The following is a 17,467-nucleotide window of genomic DNA, read 5'->3' as shown; positions in this document are numbered from 1 at the left end:
CTTAACTTCCGATTTTTTCCCGTTGATTCAAAGCAAGTTCGTCGCGGTGGATCATCTCGTCGCGGCCAGAATAGCCGAGAATCTCTGCGATCTCACCACTTTTATGGCCGATGATCCGCGCCGCGTCTTCCGACGAGTAGGCAACAAGCCCGCGGCCGAGCTCGGACGCGGCGCTATTGACCACGGTCACGAGATCACCGCGCTGAAAATCACCTTCCACCTTCATGACGCCCGCCGGGAGCAGGCTTTTGCCGGATCGGAGCGCCTTTTCGGCGCCGGCATCGATGGTCAGGCGGCCGCTCGACGTGAGCCCCGCCGCGATCCACTTCTTGCGTGCCGAGCGCGGCGTGTCATGGGCGATGAAGCAGGTGAAGTTCGCGCCATTCTCCATGGAGGTGAGGGGGCGCATCACCGTGCCGCTGGTGATGAACATGTTGCAGCCCGCCGCCATGGCGATCTCGGCGGCTTTCAGCTTGGTTTCCATGCCGCCCCGGCCAACATCGGTTTTTGTCTTGCTGGCCATGCCGAAAATATCCGCGTTCAGCGTCGTCACCTCGCGGATAAAGCGCGCATCGGGGTTGGCTTTCGGATCGGCCGTATAGAGGCCATCAATGTCGCTCAGCAGGATGAGGCAGTCAGCGGAGATCATCTGCGCAACGCGGGCGGCGAGCCGGTCGTTATCGCCATAGCGGATTTCGCTGGTGGCGACGGTATCATTCTCATTGACCACCGGGAGAGCGCCGAGCGCGAGCAGCGTGCTCACGGTGCTGCGGGCGTTGAGGTAGCGGCGACGCTCCTCGGTATCGCCGGGGGTGAGCAGGATTTGCGCGACGCGGATGTCATGGACCGCAAGGATCTCCTGATAGGCGTGCGCGAGCTGGATCTGGCCGACGGCGGCGGCCGCCTGGCTTTCCTCCAGCCGGAGCGGCCCGCTTTTGAGACCGAGCACATGGCGACCCATGGCGATGGACCCGCTCGAGACGATCAGCACTTCCTGGCCGCGCGCGCGCATTTTCGCGATATCCTCGGAAAGCGCGCTCAGCCATGCATGGCGAAGCCTGCCCGTGCTGCTGTCAACGAGCAGCGCCGAGCCGATTTTGACGACGACCCGTTTTGCGCGGGTAAATCTGTTGATCAGGGACGCCATGTCTCAGCTTCTGCTCCCGACTTTTTTCTTTGTTCTTCTTCTTCCGCCGCGCGCTCTTCCGCCTTGCCCCTGTCGACATATTTCAAAAGATCGAAGAGGAGGGGCTGGACATTCTCCCCGATGACGGCGGAAATCACATGTACGCGCCGGCCGGTGACTTTTTGCAGCGAACCCACTTTTTCGGCAAGTTCATCCTCGCTGACCGAATCCATCTTGTTGAGCACAACAACTTCGGGTTTCGCCGCGAGATCTGCGTCATAGGCCGCGAGCTCGCCCCGGATCGTCTTGTAAGTGGCGACGACATCGGGCTCTGTCGCGTCGATCAGATGCAGAAGCACGCGGCACCGCTCGACATGGCCGAGGAAACGGTGACCAAGCCCGACGCCTTCGGATGCGCCCTCGATCAGGCCCGGAATATCGGCCATCACAAATTCCCGCTCGCCAACGGCGACGACGCCAAGCTGCGGGACCAGCGTGGTGAAGGGATAGTCGGCGATTTTCGGCTTCGCACGGCTCGTCACGCTGAGCAGGGTCGATTTGCCGGCGTTCGGCATGCCGACAAGCCCGACACCGGCAATCAGCTTGAGGCGCAGCCATACCCAGCGCTCCTCGCCCGGCCAGCCGGGCTCGAATTTCCGGGGCGCGCGGTTGGTCGCCGTCTTGAAGGCGCTGTTGCCGCGCCCGCCGTCGCCGCCGCGGCAAAGCGTCATACGCTGGCCGACCTCGGTAAAGTCGGCAATCAGCGTCTCGTTGTCCTCCTCCAGCACCTGCGTGCCGACGGGAACCTTGAGGATCACGTCCGCCGCCGCCGCACCCGTCCGGTCCCGCCCCATGCCGTGACCGCCGTTCTTCGCCTTGAAATGCTGCTGATAGCGATAGTCGATCAGGGTGTTGAGCCCGTCGACGCATTCGATAATGACCGAGCCGCCGCGGCCGCCGTCACCGCCGTTCGGGCCGCCGAACTCGATGAATTTTTCGCGCCGGAAGCTCACCGCGCCGGGACCGCCGTTGCCGGAGCGGAGATAGACTTTTGCCTGGTCGAGAAATTTCATCGTTTACTGCCTAATGCTAAAGTATTGGCGAAGAGATAATATGCTCCAGCCAATAAAAAAGGGGAATGGCCCGGACCATTCCCCTTCTTCAAATCTTTGAGCGGTGTTCGGCGGGCGTCAGGCCTGCTGCTCTACCGATACATAGATCTTTCCGCCACTTTTTCTGGTAAATTTTACATTACCCTCGGTAACGGCGAAGATGGTGTGATCCTTGCCTATGCCAACATTGTCGCCCGGGTGCCACTTGGTGCCGCGCTGGCGAACAATGATGTTGCCTGGAATAACCTTCTCGCCACCGTATTTCTTGATGCCCAGGCGGCGACCGGCCGAGTCGCGACCGTTGCGGGATGAACCGCCAGCTTTCTTATGTGCCATTCAGATTACTCCTCGGTTTTCTTGGCTGCGGCCTTCTTCGGCGCAGCTTTCTTCTCGCCCTTCGCGGCAATGTCGGTGATTCTCAGAACCGTGAGGTCCTGACGGTGACCGGCCTTGCGGCGATAGTTCTGGCGACGCTTCTTTTTGAAGACAACGATCTTGTCGGCCCGCGCCTGCTCCAGCAGGGTTGCAGAAACAACGGCGCCTTCGACGACCGGCGCGCCGACTGTCAGCGCCCCGTCATCGCCGGTAATGGCCAGAACCTGGTCCAGCTGGATGCTGTCGCCGGCTTCGCCCGCGAGGCGTTCCACCTTGATGACATCGTCTTTGGCGACCTTATATTGCTTGCCGCCGGTTTTGATCACTGCAAACATGGCTGATCCGTTTCGAACATGTTGAATGGCCCGCCAGAACCGATTTCCAGCGCACCTTAATTGAAGGGCGCAATATATCTATGGGTCGGGCGAAGTCAACATGATTCCGGGACCATTTTGAAGTTTTTAACCCATTCTCTCCTTGCGTCGCCAAATCCGTTGCGCTACAAGCCGTTTTTCGAAAGAGCTCAGGTGCCGGGCCCTCGCTTCAGGCGGCCCGAGACCTGATCTGAATATGCGGTCGGTTGGCAGAGTGGTTGAATGCGCCGGTCTCGAAAACCGGTAAGGGTGCAAGCCCTTCGAGAGTTCGAATCTCTCACCGACCGCCATTCCTCAGTTACCTCCCCGATACCAGGAAATCGGCCATTCGCAAGACGGGCTGACGGGCGACGCGCTTTGCCCGCAAAAATTGCTTTGCGGCCGATCAGTTCCCCTTTTACAATGGCGCGGCGTCGCATCGTTTCTCCGATTCTTGCGAAATTATCGCAAAACGGAGTTGTCATCCGCGTATATGTTACAATGTTAATGAACGCCATCGTTCATAAATCGTGAAGGGAACGCGACATGTTTGATATCAGCGCTCTTGACCTCGCGCGATTTCAATTCGCCTTCACGATCTCCTTTCACATCATTTTTCCGGCCTTCACCATCGGCCTTGCGAGCTACCTTGCCGTACTGGAGGGGATGTGGCTGTGGAAAAAAGATTCCCGCTATCTTGAGCTTTTCAATTACTGGAAAGTGATTTTCGCGGTCGCCTTTGCCATGGGCGTCGTCTCGGGCATCGTGATGGCGTATCAGATCGGCACCAACTGGTCGGTTTTCTCCGACAAGGCCGGTCCGATCATCGGCCCGCTTATGGGTTATGAGGTGCTCACGGCGTTTTTTCTGGAATCGGGTTTTCTCGGCATCATGCTGTTCGGCCAGAAGAAGGTGGGACCACGGCTGCATTTTTTTGCAACCGTGATGGTCGCGCTCGGCACGCTTTTCTCGGCCTTCTGGATCCTTGCGGGAAATTCCTGGATGCAGACGCCGGCCGGATATGTCCTCAACGATGTTGGACAATATGCCCCCGATAACTGGTTCGCGGCAATTTTCAATCCGTCCTTTCCGTATCGCCTGGTGCATATGGTCCTTGCGGCTTACCTGACGACGGCCTTTGTCGTCGGTGCGGTCGGCGCCGTACATCTCTTGAGAAACGCCGCGGACCGGAATGCGCGGCTGATGTTTTCCATGGCCATGTGGATGGCCGCGCTGGTGACGCCGATACAGATTATTGCGGGCGATATGCACGGCCTCAATACGATTGAACACCAGCCGGCAAAGATCGCGGCGATTGAGGGACATTACAAGTCGGTCGCCGGCGCGCCGCTCATCCTGTTCGGTATCCCCGACAATGAGCGCGCCGAGACGCTTTATTCGATCGAGGTGCCGCGCCTCGGCTCCCTGATCCTTACCCATAGCTGGGACGGTGAGGTTGAGGGGCTCGAGGCCTTTCCGCGAGAAGACTGGCCCAATACGTTTCTTGTCTTCTGGTCGTTCCGGATCATGGTCGGCGCCGGCCTGATCATGCTCTGCATCGGCGGCTGGAGCCTTCTGCGGCGGTATCAGCGCCGATTCTACGAGGATCGCTGGCTCGCCCGGGCGGTCGTCGCATCAGGCCCGCTCGGCTTCATTGCTGTGCTCTGCGGCTGGATCACCACGGAGGTCGGGCGGCAACCCTGGACCGTTTACGGCTTGCTGCGAACATCGGAGAGCGCATCGCCGCTTGTCGCTGCCGAAGTCGGAACGACCCTGCTTGCCTTCATCGCCGTCTATTTCATCCTGTTTGGCGCCGGCGTCTATTACATGCTGCGGCTGATGAACAAGCCGCCGTCGGTTCCGGAGGATGCGGAAACGGCAAACTGGAAGCGCCTTATGGGTATCACCGCTGCGGCATCATCCTTTGACCCGCAGCAACACTGAGTAAGGGAGGAGCGGAATGGACATCGACTTACCTCTCATCTGGGCCGCGATTATCGCCTTTGCCATTCTTGCCTATGTCGCGCTCGACGGCTTCGATCTTGGAATAGGGATCCTCTTTCCCTTCGCTCCGGCCGCGACCGGCCATCGCGACGACATGATGAATTCCATTGCGCCGATCTGGGACGGCAACGAGACCTGGCTGGTCATGGGAGGCGGCGGCCTGCTGGCCGTATTTCCGCTCGCCTACTCGATCGTTCTGCCGGCGCTTTACATCCCCCTCATCATCATGCTGCTTGGGCTTATTTTCCGTGGTGTCGCCTTCGAATTCCGCTGGCGGGTGAGTGAGAGCAACAGAATCTGGTGGGATCGGTCGTTTATTTTCGGCTCGGTGACGGCCGCGTTTGCGCAAGGCGTCTGCCTTGGCGCGCTGATCGAGGGCATAGATGTTGTCGATCGGAGCTATGCGGGCGGGCGGCTTGACTGGCTGTCGCCCTTCTCCGTGCTGACGGGCGGCTGCCTCGTCATCGGCTACGCGCTGCTCGGTGCGACATGGCTCGTGATGAAGACCGAGGGAGAATTGCAGGCGCGGATGCGAAAATTTGCCGCCGTCGCGGGCATTGCAACGCTCGCCCTTATCGGGGTTGTCAGCATTGTGACGCCCTTTCTCGACCCTGAGTATTTTCATCGCTGGTTTGATGGCCCCCGCGTCATCTTCAGCGTGCTGGTGCCCTTCCTGCTCGCGATTTGCGCCGCGCTTCTTTTTACCGGCCTTCGCCGCGGCCATACCTATCGCCCCTTCTTCGCCGCGCAAGGGATCTTTCTGCTCTGCTATATCGGCATCGGCATCAGTTTTTTCCCGCGCATGGTGCCGCCCGATATCACCATCTGGGAGGCGGCGGCGCCCTATGCGAGTCTTTCCTTCCTGCTGGTCGGGGCGGTTATTCTGATCCCGACGATCCTCGCCTATACCGCCTACAGCTACTGGGTTTTCCGCGGCAAGGTCAGCAAGGGCGGAGGCTATCACTGATGTCGACGCGCGTCCGTCAGCTTCTCTGGTTCGTCGGTCTTTGGCTTCTTGGCGTTGCGAGCGTAGCACTTGTCGGCTTTATCATCCGGTTGATTCTGATGCCGTGACGCGGATTGCCAAGTAACCGGAGTGTAAACACTAAGCCATTATACCATCGATATGATTCAAATTAATATTAAACCCTCTTGCGTCGAATAAATCTCTGTCATACGGTAATCGAGCAGGTTTTCCGGTCCGCTTTTTAGGAGGGAGTTGATCGGGAGCCCGCAATGAACTCTTTTGCGAAGATACGACAATAATAAGGGGTTTTGTATTTTCGCAGGAATTCAGTCCGGTGGGAGGGACCATACATAATGGAGTATTTTTTACAGCAGCTGATAAACGGAATCACGCTGGGGGCCATCTATGGCCTGATCGCAATCGGCTACACGATGGTTTACGGCATCATTGGCATGATCAACTTTGCCCATGGTGACATTTTCATGGTGAGCTCCTTTATCGCGCTGATCGTCCTGACAGCGCTCGGCGTTACCATATCCGCAGGCGGAGGGGTGATCTTTCTCGCGCTGATACTGGCGCTGGTTTCGGCGATGGTGATCGCTTCGATATTCGGTTGGACTACTGAACGAATGGCCTACCGGCCGCTGCGTGGCTCTTTCCGTCTCGCCCCGCTGATTACCGCGATCGGTATCTCCATTGTGCTTCAAAACTATATCCAGATCACGCAGGGCGCGCGGGTGAAGCCGCTGCAGCCGCTGATCTCGGACGGATACACGCTGATGACGGGCGAAGGCGGGGATTTCGTCGTGCAGATCTCCAATATGCAGATCCTCATCATCGTGGTGACCGTCGTACTGATGACGATCTTTTCGCTGATGATCGCCAAGACGTCACTCGGCCGCGCCCAGCGGGCCTGCGAGCAGGATCGCAAGATGGCTTCGCTGCTCGGCATCAATGTTGACAGGACCATCTCGATGACCTTCGTGATGGGAGCGGCGCTCGCCGCCGTCGCCGGCCTGATGTTCCTGCTCTATTACGGCGTGATCGACTTCTTTATCGGCTTTATTGCCGGTATCAAGGCCTTCACCGCCGCCGTGCTTGGTGGCATCGGATCGATTCCGGGGGCCATGCTCGGCGGCATGGTGATCGGGCTGATCGAGACTTTCTGGTCGGCCTATTTCTCGGTCGAATATAAGGATGTCGCCGCCTTTTCGATGCTGGCGATCGTGCTTATCTTCCTGCCTCAGGGGCTGCTGGGCAAACCCGAGGTGGAGAAAGTCTGATGGCAGTCGTCACAAACAGTGCGCCCCACGCGGCACGTCGCTTCGACGTTCCGAAAATCGCCAAGGATCTCTTTTTCACGACGCTGATTGCGATCGGGATTTTCGGCTCCACCATTGCCTTTGAAACGGTCTCCGCCGCCGGCGGGCTCTCGTTGCGCTACAGGTTCGACACAGCCTTCTATGTTATCCTTGTCGTCGTCCTCGGGCGGCTGCTGCTGTGGATATTCTTCTGGAGCAAGGCGCCCGGTCAGGCGGCGGTTACGGTGCCGGCCGGGGTCAAGAAGTCGCTTCGCGCGTTCGGGGAGAAATTTGGCCGGTTCGCCGGACCCGTCCTGCTTCTGCTGGCGCTGGTTTTCCCGTTCCTGCCGACCACGGACCGATATTTTCTCGATCTCAGTATTCTGATCCTGACCTACATCATGCTCGGCTGGGGGCTGAATATTGTTGTTGGCCTTGCGGGCCTGCTGGATCTTGGTTACGTCGCCTTCTATGCGATCGGGGCCTATTCCTATGCGCTGCTCGCGCAGTATTTCGGCTTGTCCTTCTGGATGTGCCTGCCGCTTGCGGGAATTCTCGCGGCGTTCTGGGGGATCATTCTCGGCTTTCCGGTGCTTCGCCTTCGCGGTGATTACCTTGCGATCGTGACGCTTGCGTTCGGTGAGATCATTCGCGTCGTGCTGCTGAACTGGTATCAGTTCACCGGCGGCCCGAACGGCATCTCCGGCGTTCCGCGGCCGAGCTTTTTCGGCATTCCCTTCACGCGAGGTGAAGGCGGGTTCGCCGATACCTTCGGGCTCGCCTTCTCGTCGTCACATCGGATGATCTTTCTCTATTTCCTCATCCTCGCGCTCGCGCTGATCACCAACGTGGTGACACACCGGCTGCGGCGGCTGCCGATCGGGCGGGCGTGGGAAGCCTTGCGGGAAGATGAGATTGCCTGCCGCTCACTTGGCCTCAACACCACTTCGGTCAAGCTGACGGCCTTTGCCATCGGCGGTATGTTCGCGGGCTTCGCCGGGTCCTTCTTCGCAACGCGGCAGGGATTTGTCTCGCCGGAGAGCTTCACCTTCATCGAATCGGCCCTGATCCTGGCGATCGTCGTGCTGGGCGGCATGGGCTCGCAGCTCGGCGTGGTCGTCGCCTCGGTCGTCATGATCGGCGGCTTCGAGCTGTTCCGTGAGGCGGAGCAGTATCGCATGCTGATCTTCGGCCTTGCCATGGTGATGATCATGGTGTGGCGCCCGCGCGGGTTGATCTCCAGCCGGGTGCCCTCGATTTTCCTTAAGGAGAAGAAGAAAGTCTCGGCGGATATGGTTGCACAAGGGGAGGGTCACTGATGGCGTATGTCACCGATAACCCGGTCCTTACCGTTGAACATCTCAGCATGCGCTTTGGCGGCCTGCTGGCGGTTGACGATCTCTCCTTCGAGGCGGGGCGGAACGATATTACCGCCTTGATCGGCCCCAACGGCGCCGGCAAGACGACCGTTTTCAACTGCATCACCGGCTTTTACAAGCCGACGGAAGGACGTATCACCGCACGTCATGAGAATGGCGATGAGTTCCTTCTGGAACGGATGGATGATTTCCGTATTCCGCAAAACGCCCGGGTCGCCCGCACCTTTCAGAATATTCGCCTGTTTGGAGGGATGACGGCGCTCGAGAATCTGATGGTGGGGCAGCATAACCCTTTGATGGTGGCCTCCAACTATACGTTCGGCGGCATCCTCGGCCTCGGCAGCTATAAGCGGGCGGAAAAGGAAGCGGTGGAGCTGGCCAAATACTGGATGGAGCATACGGGCCTTCTGCACCGCGCCGATGACGCAGCGGGCGATCTGCCCTATGGGGAGCAGCGCAAGCTGGAAATTGCGCGGGCGATGTGTACGAAGCCCAAACTTCTCTGCCTCGACGAGCCGGCAGCCGGCCTCAACCCGCGCGAATCGGAGGAGCTGAACAAGCTGCTGATGTACATTCGCAATGAAGAGGACACGGGCGTTCTCTTGATCGAGCATGACATGAACGTGGTGATGGAAATTTCCGATCATATTGTCGTGCTCGACTATGGCAAGAAAATCGCTGACGGAACGCCGGAGGAAATCCGCAACGACGTCAGCGTTATCGCCGCCTACCTCGGTGTTCCCGACGAGGAGGTTGACGAAGTCGAACAGGAGATTGAAGAGATCGAGGAGGGAACATCGTCATGACCACGCAACCTCTCCTTGAAGTGAAGGGGGTCGAAACCTTCTACGGTAAAATCCAGGCGCTCAGGGGCGTAACGCTCGAGGTGAACCGCGGCGAGATCGTCACGTTGATCGGGGCCAACGGCGCCGGCAAATCAACGCTTATGATGACCATATGCGGCGATCCGCGAGCGGCGGACGGTGAGATCGTTTTTGACGGAACCGAGATCACGAAGATGCCGACGCATGAGATCACTCGCCTCAATATTGCCCAGTCGCCGGAGGGCCGCCGCATTTTCCCGCGGATGACGGTCTACGAAAATCTGATCATGGGCGCCATGACCTCGGATCCGGCATTTTTTGACGAGGATCTGAATCGGGCCTTCGAGCTGTTTCCGCGGCTGAAAGAGCGGCGGGACCAGCGCGGCGGAACGCTTTCGGGCGGGGAGCAGCAGATGCTGGCGATCGCGCGGGCGCTGATGGCGCGGCCACGGTTGCTGCTCCTTGACGAGCCCTCTCTCGGTCTCGCGCCGCTGGTCGTCAAACAGATTTTCGAAGCGATCAAGGAACTCAACGAAAGGGACGGGCTGACCGTTTTCCTGGTTGAGCAGAATGCCTATCACGCGCTCCGGCTGGCGCACCGCGGCTATGTCATGGTCAACGGCCGGATCACCATGAGCGGGACCGGCAAGGAGCTGCTCGCCAGTGAAGAAGTCCGCGCCGCCTATCTCGAAGGGGGAGGGAACTGATGGGGATACTTTGGGAAAACAGCTTTCTGCCCTTCCTGTTCGTCACGGTCATTATCGGCGGCGGCGCCGCCTATCTCTCGGGCCGGTCCCTCGCGATGAGCTGGTACAGGATCCGCAAACTCATGTTCTACATGCTGCTGCTCGCCGGCGCCGTCCGGTTTTTCCACTATGCGCTCTTTGGGGGCACGCTGCTGTCGGTTCACTATTATGTGGTCGATGCCGCTGTCCTGATCGGCTTTTCGCTGTTGGGTTACCGCTTGACACGGGTGCGTCAGATGGTGACACAATATCGCTGGCTCTATGAGCGGGCGGGACCTTTCTCCTGGCGTGAGAAGAGAGTCGTAGGAGAATGATATTTCCGGCTATTCGCTATCAGCGTAAAAATAAAATATTGATAAGATTGCGAAATCCAGAGTAGGGTAGGTTTAATATTCAATCAACTGGGAGTGAGAAGATGAAAAAGTTTCTATTTGCCGCCTCGGCATTATCACTGGGTATGATGATGACCTCGGCGCCGGCCTGGGCGGATATTGCGATTGCGACCGCAGGCCCGATGACCGGCCAGTACGCCAGCTTCGGCCAGCAGATGAAGGCAGGCGCCGAGCAGGCGGTGGCCGATATCAACGCCGCTGGCGGCGTCAATGGCGAGATGCTGACACTGGAAGTCGGCGATGACGCCTGCGATCCGAAGCAGGCGGTCGCTGTCGCCAACCAGATGGCATCGAAAGGTGTCGTGTTTATGGCCGGACATTTCTGCTCCGGTTCGTCCATTCCGGCCTCTGCCGTCTATACGGAAGAAGGGATCATCATGATCTCACCGGCTTCCACCAACCCGAAGCTGACCGACGAAGGCGGCGATAACGTCTATCGCGTCTGCGGTCGTGACGATCAGCAGGGCATTGTTGCCGGCGCATATCTCGCCGAGCAGGCAAAAGCTGGCAAGAAGGTTGCCATCCTGCATGACAAGACCGCTTATGGTAAGGGCCTTGCCGATGAAACCAAGGCGGCAATGGAAAAGAATGGCGCCGAAGCAACCATGTATGAAGCCTATACCGCCGGTGAAAAGGACTACACCGCGCTGGTTTCAAAAATGAAGCAGGAAAGCATCGATATCGCCTATATCGGCGGCTACCACACTGAAGCCGGCCTGATTGTCCGCCAGATGCGCGATCAGGGCATGAGCACGCAACTCGTCTCGGGCGATGCGCTGGTCACGGATGAATACTGGTCGATCACGGGCGATGCCGGTGAAGGCACACTGATGACCTTCTCTCCGGACCCGCGGAAGAACCCGGGCGTTGATGAGCTGGTAGCGAAGTTCCGCGCCAAGGGCATCGAGCCGGAAGGCTATGTGCTTTACACCTACGCTGCTATTCAGGCCTGGGCGCAGGCGGCGACGGCGGCAAAGTCGATCGAAGAGGACAAAGTGATTGAAGCGCTGAACACCGGCACTTTCAAGACCGTTCTCGGCGACCTGTCGTTTGATGACGTCGGTGACGTAACGCTGCCGGGCTATGTCTGGTACGAATGGAAAGACGGCAAGTACGACTATAAGTAAGCCACGCGCCTACTGATATTGGCCCCGGCGGTTGCAACTGCCGGGGCTTTTTTTGTGTCGCCGCGTCAGGGAAGGACCCAAAGCGCCTCGGGCGGGAAGTGAACCGCGACCTCGCTGCCGACGGTCAGGGCAGGCGCCGAAAAAGGGGAAACATAGGCCTCGAACGAAACCCCTCCGGATCTCAGGCGCAGCATCACCTTCTCGCCGAGAAAAACGACATCGTCGATTGTCGCGCGCCCGCTGGTCCCGGCGGCGGACGGCGTATTAATGAGAATATTTTCCGGCCGGATGGTGAGGATGCGGCCCTCCGGCGGCGCATCCATCGGCAGTTGCAGCCGGCCGAGGGCGCAGTCAAAATGCCCCTCCGTTACATGCCCCGCGATAAAATTCCGCGCACCGAAAAATTCCGCCACCACCCGGTCGTTCGGGCGGGCATAGAAGTCCGCCGGCTGGCCGTGCTGACGCAGCCGCCCGTCGATCAGAAGCGCAATGGAATTGCAAAGCCGAACGGCTTCGGACTGGTCATGGGTGACGAACAGCATCGTCGTTCCGGTGCTCTGCTGTAACGATTTCAGAAGGGATTGCATCTCGATGCGCAAGGGGGCGTCGAGATTGGCAAAAGGCTCATCGAGAAGCAGGAGTTTCGGCCGCAGCACAAGGGCGCGCGCCAGGGCGACCCGCTGCTGCTGTCCGCCGGAAAGCGCTGCCGGCTTGCGCACCGCAAGGCCGCCTAGGCGAAGGAGATCCATCATCTCATCGACGGCGCGCGCGACCTCCGCGCGCGATTGCCGCCGCATGCGCAGACCAAACCCGATATTCTCCGCGACATTGAGATGGGGGAAGAGGAGATGCTCCTGAAAGATGAGAACGATATCGCGCTTGTCGGGCGGGAGAGAGACGATCGAGCGTCCCCTCAGGCGAATATCCCCCGAGGTGGGGTCGATCAGCCCCGCAATCATTTTGAGGATTGTCGATTTTCCCGATGCCGACGGGCCGACAAGTGCGGTCAAGGCGCCCTCCTCAACGGAGAGGGAAAGTCCATCGATGGCGGGGAGCGCCGCGCCCGGATAGATCTTGCTCACATCTTGCAATTCGAGCTGCGTCATATCTGCCCCGCTGCCGGAAGATAACGATTTCGGCCACTTAGGCGGCGGGAGACAAATACCAGCAATATAAGCCCTGGAAGAATATAGATTATGCCGATCGCGCCGGTGAGGTCGTTGCGTCCGGCGCTTGCAAAGTTGAACAGCAGGAGCGGCAGCGTCACAACCCGTCCGCCGCCGATCAGCAGCGTCAGAATATACTGGCTCCAGGACACCAGAAACGTGAAGAGGGCACCGATCAGAAGCCCCGGAAGAATCAGGGGCAGTGTGACATGCCGGAATGTCTGAAATCTGCTTGCGCCGAGACTGCGCGCCTGCGCTTCCATCGCTGTGTTGTAGTTGGAAAAGACGCTGGCCATCACCAGCACCATGTAGGGAAGGGCCGGGATGAGATGCGCGATCACCACGCCGGATATCGTGCCCGCGAGACCGGCTTTCAGGAACACCACATGCAGGCCGAGACCGACGGCGATACCGGGGACAATAAGGGGTGCGAGGATCAGAAGCTCGGCAAGAGCCTTGCCGCGAAACCGGTACAGCCCGAGCGCCCGCCCGGCCGGCACCCCGATCAGGGCGGACAGGAAGGTGACGGCAAGCGCAACAAGCGATGTGACGCCGATTGCCGGGAGCATGTCCGATGCGGGTGAGATCACATAGCGCCAGGCACGCAGGCTGTAGGCGCCCGGCAGGAGATCGGGGAAAAACCAGCTACGGCTCACCGACCAGATCGCGAGCGGGATAAACGGCAGCACGAGCCATGAGACCAGCAGTGCGACAGACAACCAGGCGAGAGGCGGAAGTCCCTTTGATTGATTATTCTGAACGCGCAGCGACCCCATCGCCTCAGGCCCGCATGTAGTGGCGCGTCAGTCGCGCATAACCGAAAATCATCAGCGCACTCATCCCCGCGATAATCATCGCAAGCGCGAGCGCCGTCGGCCGCGCGGCAAGATCGGGCTCGGTAAACGCCTGATAGGCAAGGACCGGCAGGGCCGCCGGGTAATTCTGCCCGAGCAGGGCGGGAATTTCATAGGCGCCGAAGGTGAAGGCAAAGACGATCATGCCGGCGGCGAGCAGGCCCGGCGTCAGCAGCGGCAGCAGGACATGGCGAAAGCTCTGCCAGCGGCTCGCCCCGAGCGAGCGGGCGACCGCCTCATAATCCTCGCTCAAAGTCTGCATATTGGCGAGTAGGATCAGGCCGATAAACGGCACCTCCTTCCACACATACTGAAGGATGATCCCAAGCGCGAAGGGGTCATATACAAGCGCGGGAAAGTCGCCGGGCCGTCCGATCAACTGAAACTCATAGGCAAGCCGTGCGAAAAAGCCCGACTGGGAGAAGAGATAGAGAATGCCGATGGCGCCGACGAGATGCGGCACCGTGAGGTTCATCTGAAAAAGAAAATGGATGATGCGGCGGCCGCGAAAACTCTGCCGCAGGAGAAGCGCTGCACCGATCGCAAGGAGCGAGGCGAGAAGCGTTGAAGTAAAGGCGATATGAAACGTCAGCAGGAAAGAGTGATAAAACGGCCCGGAGGTAAAAATCTCGCGGTAGGCATCGAAACCCCAGTCATGGAAGCCGATGAGCGGCATATAGCCAAGGCTGCCGGCGACGCCAACGGCAAGCCCGCCGAGAAAGAGGACGCCAATTACCAGAAGAGACGGCGACAGCATCAGGAATATTTTAAGGCGGTCCACGGCGCGCTCTTTCACGAACCGGCGAATTTTCGCCCGTATGGAAAGGGTAGCTCAGGGCAGGCGGCAATTCTATCTCGCAACATTTTCCTGCCAGCCTTTTTCGATGGCGCTGATCCAGTCGGGATGAAGTTCGGGAAGCGTATGTCGCGCCAGTATTTCCGGCGCGACAACGGCGGGATTGCGGGGCAGGGCGCTGATGCGTTCCCTTTCCGCGCTCTCCAGCCGCTCGATGTCGATCGCGGGCGCCGCGCCCCAGACGTCGGCTTTCGCCTTTTCATACTGCGCGTCAAAGGAAATCAGGAAATTGGCCGTTACCATCGCGGCCGCCTTGTTGGGCGAGTTATAGGGAATGGCGACATAGTTGGTATTGCCGATGGTCCCGTCTTCAAGACCGTAGGAGCGGGTCGTTTCCGGGAAAATGCCATTTTCGACATTGATGCCAAAGATCGCCGGATCATAGTCGAAATATTGCGCGACTTCGCGATTGGCGAAAAGCTGCGCGAGCGCGGCGATGGAGTTCGGATAAGTGGTCCCCTGCCGCCAGAGATAGGGTTTCATCCCGTTGAGAATTTCCCAGGCCTTCGGCGCGACCTCATCGAAGATCGCCTGGTCGAAATCACCGAGCAGTTTTTCCGGCCCGCCCGCCGCATGATAAAAGACATGGCGGATAAAAACGCTGCCGTTGAAGTCACTGGCGGCGGGATAAGTGAACTCCCCGGGGTTCTCTTTCACCCAGTCGATCAGGGCGGCAATGCTTTGCGGCGGATTTGTCGTTCGTGCGCTGTCATAGGCGAAGGCAAACTGCGTCCGGTTCCACGGCACTTCGCAGCCGTTGACGGGGAGGCCGAAATCATTGGCAACGGACGGATCATCCCAGTCGATCAGCGGGTTGTTAGGCAAAAGATCGGTGTAACCGCAAAAAAGCAGATCGCCCTCACGCATGGTGCGGAAATTGCCGCCATTGATCCAAATCATGTCCACCGACCCGTCCCGGTCGCGTCCCGCCTGCTTCTCGCCAAGCACCAGAGTAACCGCTTCCGCGGTATCGCTGACGCCGATGCGATTGAGCGTAATATCGTATCTTTTCTTAAGCTCCGCCCCGACAAATCCGGATACATAGGCGTTTATATTGTCCGCGCCGCCCCACATGAACCAATTGACCGTGCCGCCTTTCGCCGCTGCGACAACATCATCCCAGCTTGCATAGTCCGGCTCTCCGGCATGCGCCGCGAGAGGTGATAATATCAGCGCACCTGTCATCAGCAGCAGGTGAAAGAACTGACCAAAGGGGACGCTGAAGCGACGGCTCATCATATCTCGGATCCTGTCGGTAGGGCGATTGACGTCAGGATCATCCTAACGAAAACTTACCGGCCCGTCCGCACCTATTTCATGTCGCGCATATTCCCGGAAGATATATTCGCCACACTAGAATTTTCTGGGCAAGATTGCGGCAATTTGGTTAGATGACGGAAACTTCCGATAGGGCTCAGGGTAGGAAATTGGGATGGTCGATCATGGGTTGGATAGAACAGATTTCCGCATTTTGCGGGAGATTCAGGAAAACGGCCGTATTTCCATGGTCGAGCTTTCAAGGCGCGTACATCTGACGAAGACGCCCTGTGCGGAGCGGGTCAGGCGGCTCGAGAAAGCGGGCGTGATCCGGGGCTATTTCGCCGCGCTCGATCCCGCGACAATCGACGCCGGGCATGTGGTGATGGTGCAGGTTCAGCTTGAACGCACCACCGCGGCGGATCTCGAAGCCTTCAACGCCGCCGTTCAGGATGTCCCGGAGATTCAGTCCTGCATGATGATGGCGGGGGGTTTTGACTATCTTCTTAAAGTGCGCACGCGCGATATTGCGGCCTATCGGGAATTGCTCGGCACCAGGATTTCCCGCCTGCCGCACGTGCAGCAGACCCACACTTACGTTGTCATGGAAGTGGTCAAGGACGAGGTGACCCTCCCGCTTAGCGGCCTTTTGAAGCCGCAGGGAGCGTGAAGGCCGGCCCGTTCGTGAGAAATGCGCAGCCATTCATGGCGCCGCGCCGTCGGGTAGCCGGCCGCCGAGCGCGGCGGTTATTTCGCGCGCGATGCCGCGGGTAATTTCGCCAAGTTTTTTCATCCGCTCTTTCGAGATCCGGACTGCCGGACCGGAAATGGAAAGCCCGGCGAGAGGTTCCGCATGCTCGTCATAGATGAGGGCGGCGACGCAGCGAAGGCCGATGGCATGCTCTTCATCGTCGAGGACAAAGCCGCGGCGGCGCGCCTCGATCAGCTCCTGGCGCAGCCGTGCCGCGTCCGTAATCGTGCGCTCGGTCAGTTTGGCAAGGCCCCGTTCGCTGACAATCCGCTCAATCTCTGTGTCGGACATCCCCATCAGCAGCGCCTTGCCGACGCCGGAGCAATGCAGCGGAACGCTGTTGCCTGGTTTTGAGAACACGCGCATCATCTCGCGGCTCTCGACCTGCGCGAGGTAAATCGCCTTGCCGCCGTCGGGGATGGCGAGGTTCACCGTCTCGCCGCTCAAATCCATGAGGCGGCGCATATAGGGGCGGGCAACGCTTGCAAGATCGCGCGAGACAAGAAACCCGTTGCCGGTAACGAACGCGCGCATGGCGATCTGCCAGTGGCTGCTGTCCCGGTCATATTGCACGTAGCGCTCTTCCTGCAGTGTCGTGAGCAGCCGGTGAACCGTTGACGGAGCAAGGCCGAGGGCGCGCGCGATTGCCGTCAGCGAAAGGCCGGGCGGATTGTCGGCAATCACATTCAGGATTGAGAGGGCGCGCGTCAGTGATTGCACCTGCCCCGTGCGCGCCGGTGCATTGCTCTTTGTGGCAGTTTTCATTGCATCCTGATCCTGACGTGCGTGATTTCCATATTGTGAAATTAATTCCATTTTAATTTAATCCGGACGCGCCATATGTCAATATGGCAGCATTGATCCAGCAGCGCCGAGG

General features: G+C 59.1%; 18 protein-coding genes and 1 tRNA gene. 10 read left to right on the top strand and 9 right to left on the bottom strand.

What is annotated here, in order from left to right; genetic code table 11:
• Nucleotide 1 precedes the first annotated feature (1 nt).
• The 4 genes from proB to rplU all read right to left on the bottom strand — a co-directional run bounded on the left by proB (nucleotide 2) and on the right by rplU (nucleotide 2,948).
• The gene (proB, locus tag V7Z56_RS05495; RefSeq protein WP_334128359.1) at nucleotides 2-1,147 is read right to left on the bottom strand and encodes a glutamate 5-kinase; all 1,146 of its coding nucleotides are present in this window, start codon (nucleotides 1,145-1,147) and stop codon (nucleotides 2-4) included.
• Entirely contained in the window at nucleotides 1,135-2,199 is a 1,065-nt protein-coding gene (obgE, locus tag V7Z56_RS05490) for a GTPase ObgE (protein ID WP_334128358.1), read from the bottom strand. The genes proB and obgE overlap by 13 nt, the downstream gene beginning before the upstream one ends.
• A 117-nt stretch (nucleotides 2,200-2,316) precedes the next feature.
• Nucleotides 2,317-2,574: a 50S ribosomal protein L27 gene (gene rpmA, locus V7Z56_RS05485; RefSeq protein ID WP_334128357.1), complete on the bottom strand. Its 258-nt coding sequence runs from the start codon at nucleotides 2,572-2,574 to the stop codon at nucleotides 2,317-2,319.
• 5 nt (nucleotides 2,575-2,579) lie between these two features.
• Nucleotides 2,580-2,948, bottom strand: coding sequence for a 50S ribosomal protein L21 (gene rplU, locus V7Z56_RS05480; RefSeq protein WP_334128356.1), 369 nt, complete (start codon nucleotides 2,946-2,948; stop codon nucleotides 2,580-2,582).
• Between the two features lie 239 nt (nucleotides 2,949-3,187).
• Between rplU and V7Z56_RS05475 the strand changes: the two genes are divergently transcribed.
• The 9 genes from V7Z56_RS05475 to V7Z56_RS05435 all read left to right on the top strand — a co-directional run bounded on the left by V7Z56_RS05475 (nucleotide 3,188) and on the right by V7Z56_RS05435 (nucleotide 11,706).
• Nucleotides 3,188-3,277: transfer RNA gene (locus V7Z56_RS05475), tRNA-Ser, on the top strand.
• Nucleotides 3,278-3,512: 235 nt separating this feature from the next.
• Nucleotides 3,513-4,910 (top strand): cytochrome ubiquinol oxidase subunit I, encoded by a 1,398-nt coding sequence (locus V7Z56_RS05470; RefSeq protein ID WP_334128355.1) that lies wholly within the window; start codon nucleotides 3,513-3,515, stop codon nucleotides 4,908-4,910.
• Nucleotides 4,911-4,926: 16 nt separating this feature from the next.
• Complete coding sequence (gene cydB, locus V7Z56_RS05465; RefSeq protein ID WP_334128354.1) at nucleotides 4,927-5,937, top strand: cytochrome d ubiquinol oxidase subunit II; 1,011 nt, start codon at nucleotides 4,927-4,929, stop codon at nucleotides 5,935-5,937.
• A 353-nt stretch (nucleotides 5,938-6,290) separates the two neighbouring features.
• Complete coding sequence (locus tag V7Z56_RS05460; protein WP_334128353.1) at nucleotides 6,291-7,220, top strand: ABC transporter permease subunit; 930 nt, start codon at nucleotides 6,291-6,293, stop codon at nucleotides 7,218-7,220.
• Nucleotides 7,220-8,557, top strand: coding sequence for a high-affinity branched-chain amino acid ABC transporter permease LivM (gene livM, locus V7Z56_RS05455; RefSeq protein ID WP_334128352.1), 1,338 nt, complete (start codon nucleotides 7,220-7,222; stop codon nucleotides 8,555-8,557). The genes V7Z56_RS05460 and livM overlap by 1 nt, the downstream gene beginning before the upstream one ends.
• Nucleotides 8,557-9,423: an ABC transporter ATP-binding protein gene (locus tag V7Z56_RS05450; protein WP_334128351.1), complete on the top strand. Its 867-nt coding sequence runs from the start codon at nucleotides 8,557-8,559 to the stop codon at nucleotides 9,421-9,423. Before livM ends, V7Z56_RS05450 begins: the two co-directional genes overlap by 1 nt.
• Nucleotides 9,420-10,148 carry an ABC transporter ATP-binding protein gene (locus V7Z56_RS05445; protein ID WP_334128350.1) on the top strand — a complete coding sequence of 243 codons (729 nt, stop codon included), beginning with the start codon at nucleotides 9,420-9,422 and terminating at the stop codon, nucleotides 10,146-10,148. Before V7Z56_RS05450 ends, V7Z56_RS05445 begins: the two co-directional genes overlap by 4 nt.
• On the top strand, nucleotides 10,145-10,501 hold the full coding sequence (locus V7Z56_RS05440) for a DUF6867 family protein (protein ID WP_443023761.1): 357 nt from the start codon (nucleotides 10,145-10,147) through the stop codon (nucleotides 10,499-10,501). The genes V7Z56_RS05445 and V7Z56_RS05440 overlap by 4 nt, the downstream gene beginning before the upstream one ends.
• 101 nt (nucleotides 10,502-10,602) lie before the next feature.
• Nucleotides 10,603-11,706, top strand: coding sequence for a branched-chain amino acid ABC transporter substrate-binding protein (locus tag V7Z56_RS05435; protein WP_334128348.1), 1,104 nt, complete (start codon nucleotides 10,603-10,605; stop codon nucleotides 11,704-11,706).
• Nucleotides 11,707-11,771: 65 nt separating this feature from the next.
• Here the strand turns inward: V7Z56_RS05435 and V7Z56_RS05430 are convergent, their stop codons facing one another.
• From V7Z56_RS05430 to V7Z56_RS05415, 4 genes are all read right to left on the bottom strand, one after another.
• Nucleotides 11,772-12,812, bottom strand: coding sequence for an ABC transporter ATP-binding protein (locus V7Z56_RS05430; RefSeq protein ID WP_334128347.1), 1,041 nt, complete (start codon nucleotides 12,810-12,812; stop codon nucleotides 11,772-11,774).
• Entirely contained in the window at nucleotides 12,809-13,648 is an 840-nt protein-coding gene (locus V7Z56_RS05425; RefSeq protein ID WP_334128346.1) for an ABC transporter permease, read from the bottom strand. Before V7Z56_RS05425 ends, V7Z56_RS05430 begins: the two co-directional genes overlap by 4 nt.
• A gap of 4 nt (nucleotides 13,649-13,652) precedes the next feature.
• Nucleotides 13,653-14,507, bottom strand: coding sequence for an ABC transporter permease (locus V7Z56_RS05420; protein WP_334128345.1), 855 nt, complete (start codon nucleotides 14,505-14,507; stop codon nucleotides 13,653-13,655).
• A 69-nt stretch (nucleotides 14,508-14,576) separates the two neighbouring features.
• Complete coding sequence (locus V7Z56_RS05415) at nucleotides 14,577-15,821, bottom strand: ABC transporter substrate-binding protein (protein WP_334128344.1); 1,245 nt, start codon at nucleotides 15,819-15,821, stop codon at nucleotides 14,577-14,579.
• A gap of 208 nt (nucleotides 15,822-16,029) precedes the next feature.
• On the opposite strand from V7Z56_RS05415, the gene V7Z56_RS05410 reads away from it, so the two are divergent.
• A complete protein-coding gene (locus V7Z56_RS05410) occupies nucleotides 16,030-16,509 on the top strand; it encodes an Lrp/AsnC ligand binding domain-containing protein (RefSeq protein ID WP_443023760.1) in 480 nt (159 codons plus the stop codon).
• A gap of 33 nt (nucleotides 16,510-16,542) precedes the next feature.
• On the opposite strand, the gene V7Z56_RS05405 is transcribed toward V7Z56_RS05410, so the two are convergent.
• Entirely contained in the window at nucleotides 16,543-17,355 is an 813-nt protein-coding gene (locus V7Z56_RS05405; RefSeq protein ID WP_334128342.1) for an IclR family transcriptional regulator, read from the bottom strand.
• Nucleotides 17,356-17,467: the final 112 nt, after the last annotated feature.

This window comes from Sneathiella sp., from assembly GCF_036844445.1.
Lineage (GTDB): Bacteria > Pseudomonadota > Alphaproteobacteria > Sneathiellales > Sneathiellaceae > Sneathiella.
This window is presented reverse-complemented; position numbering and strand designations above follow the sequence as displayed.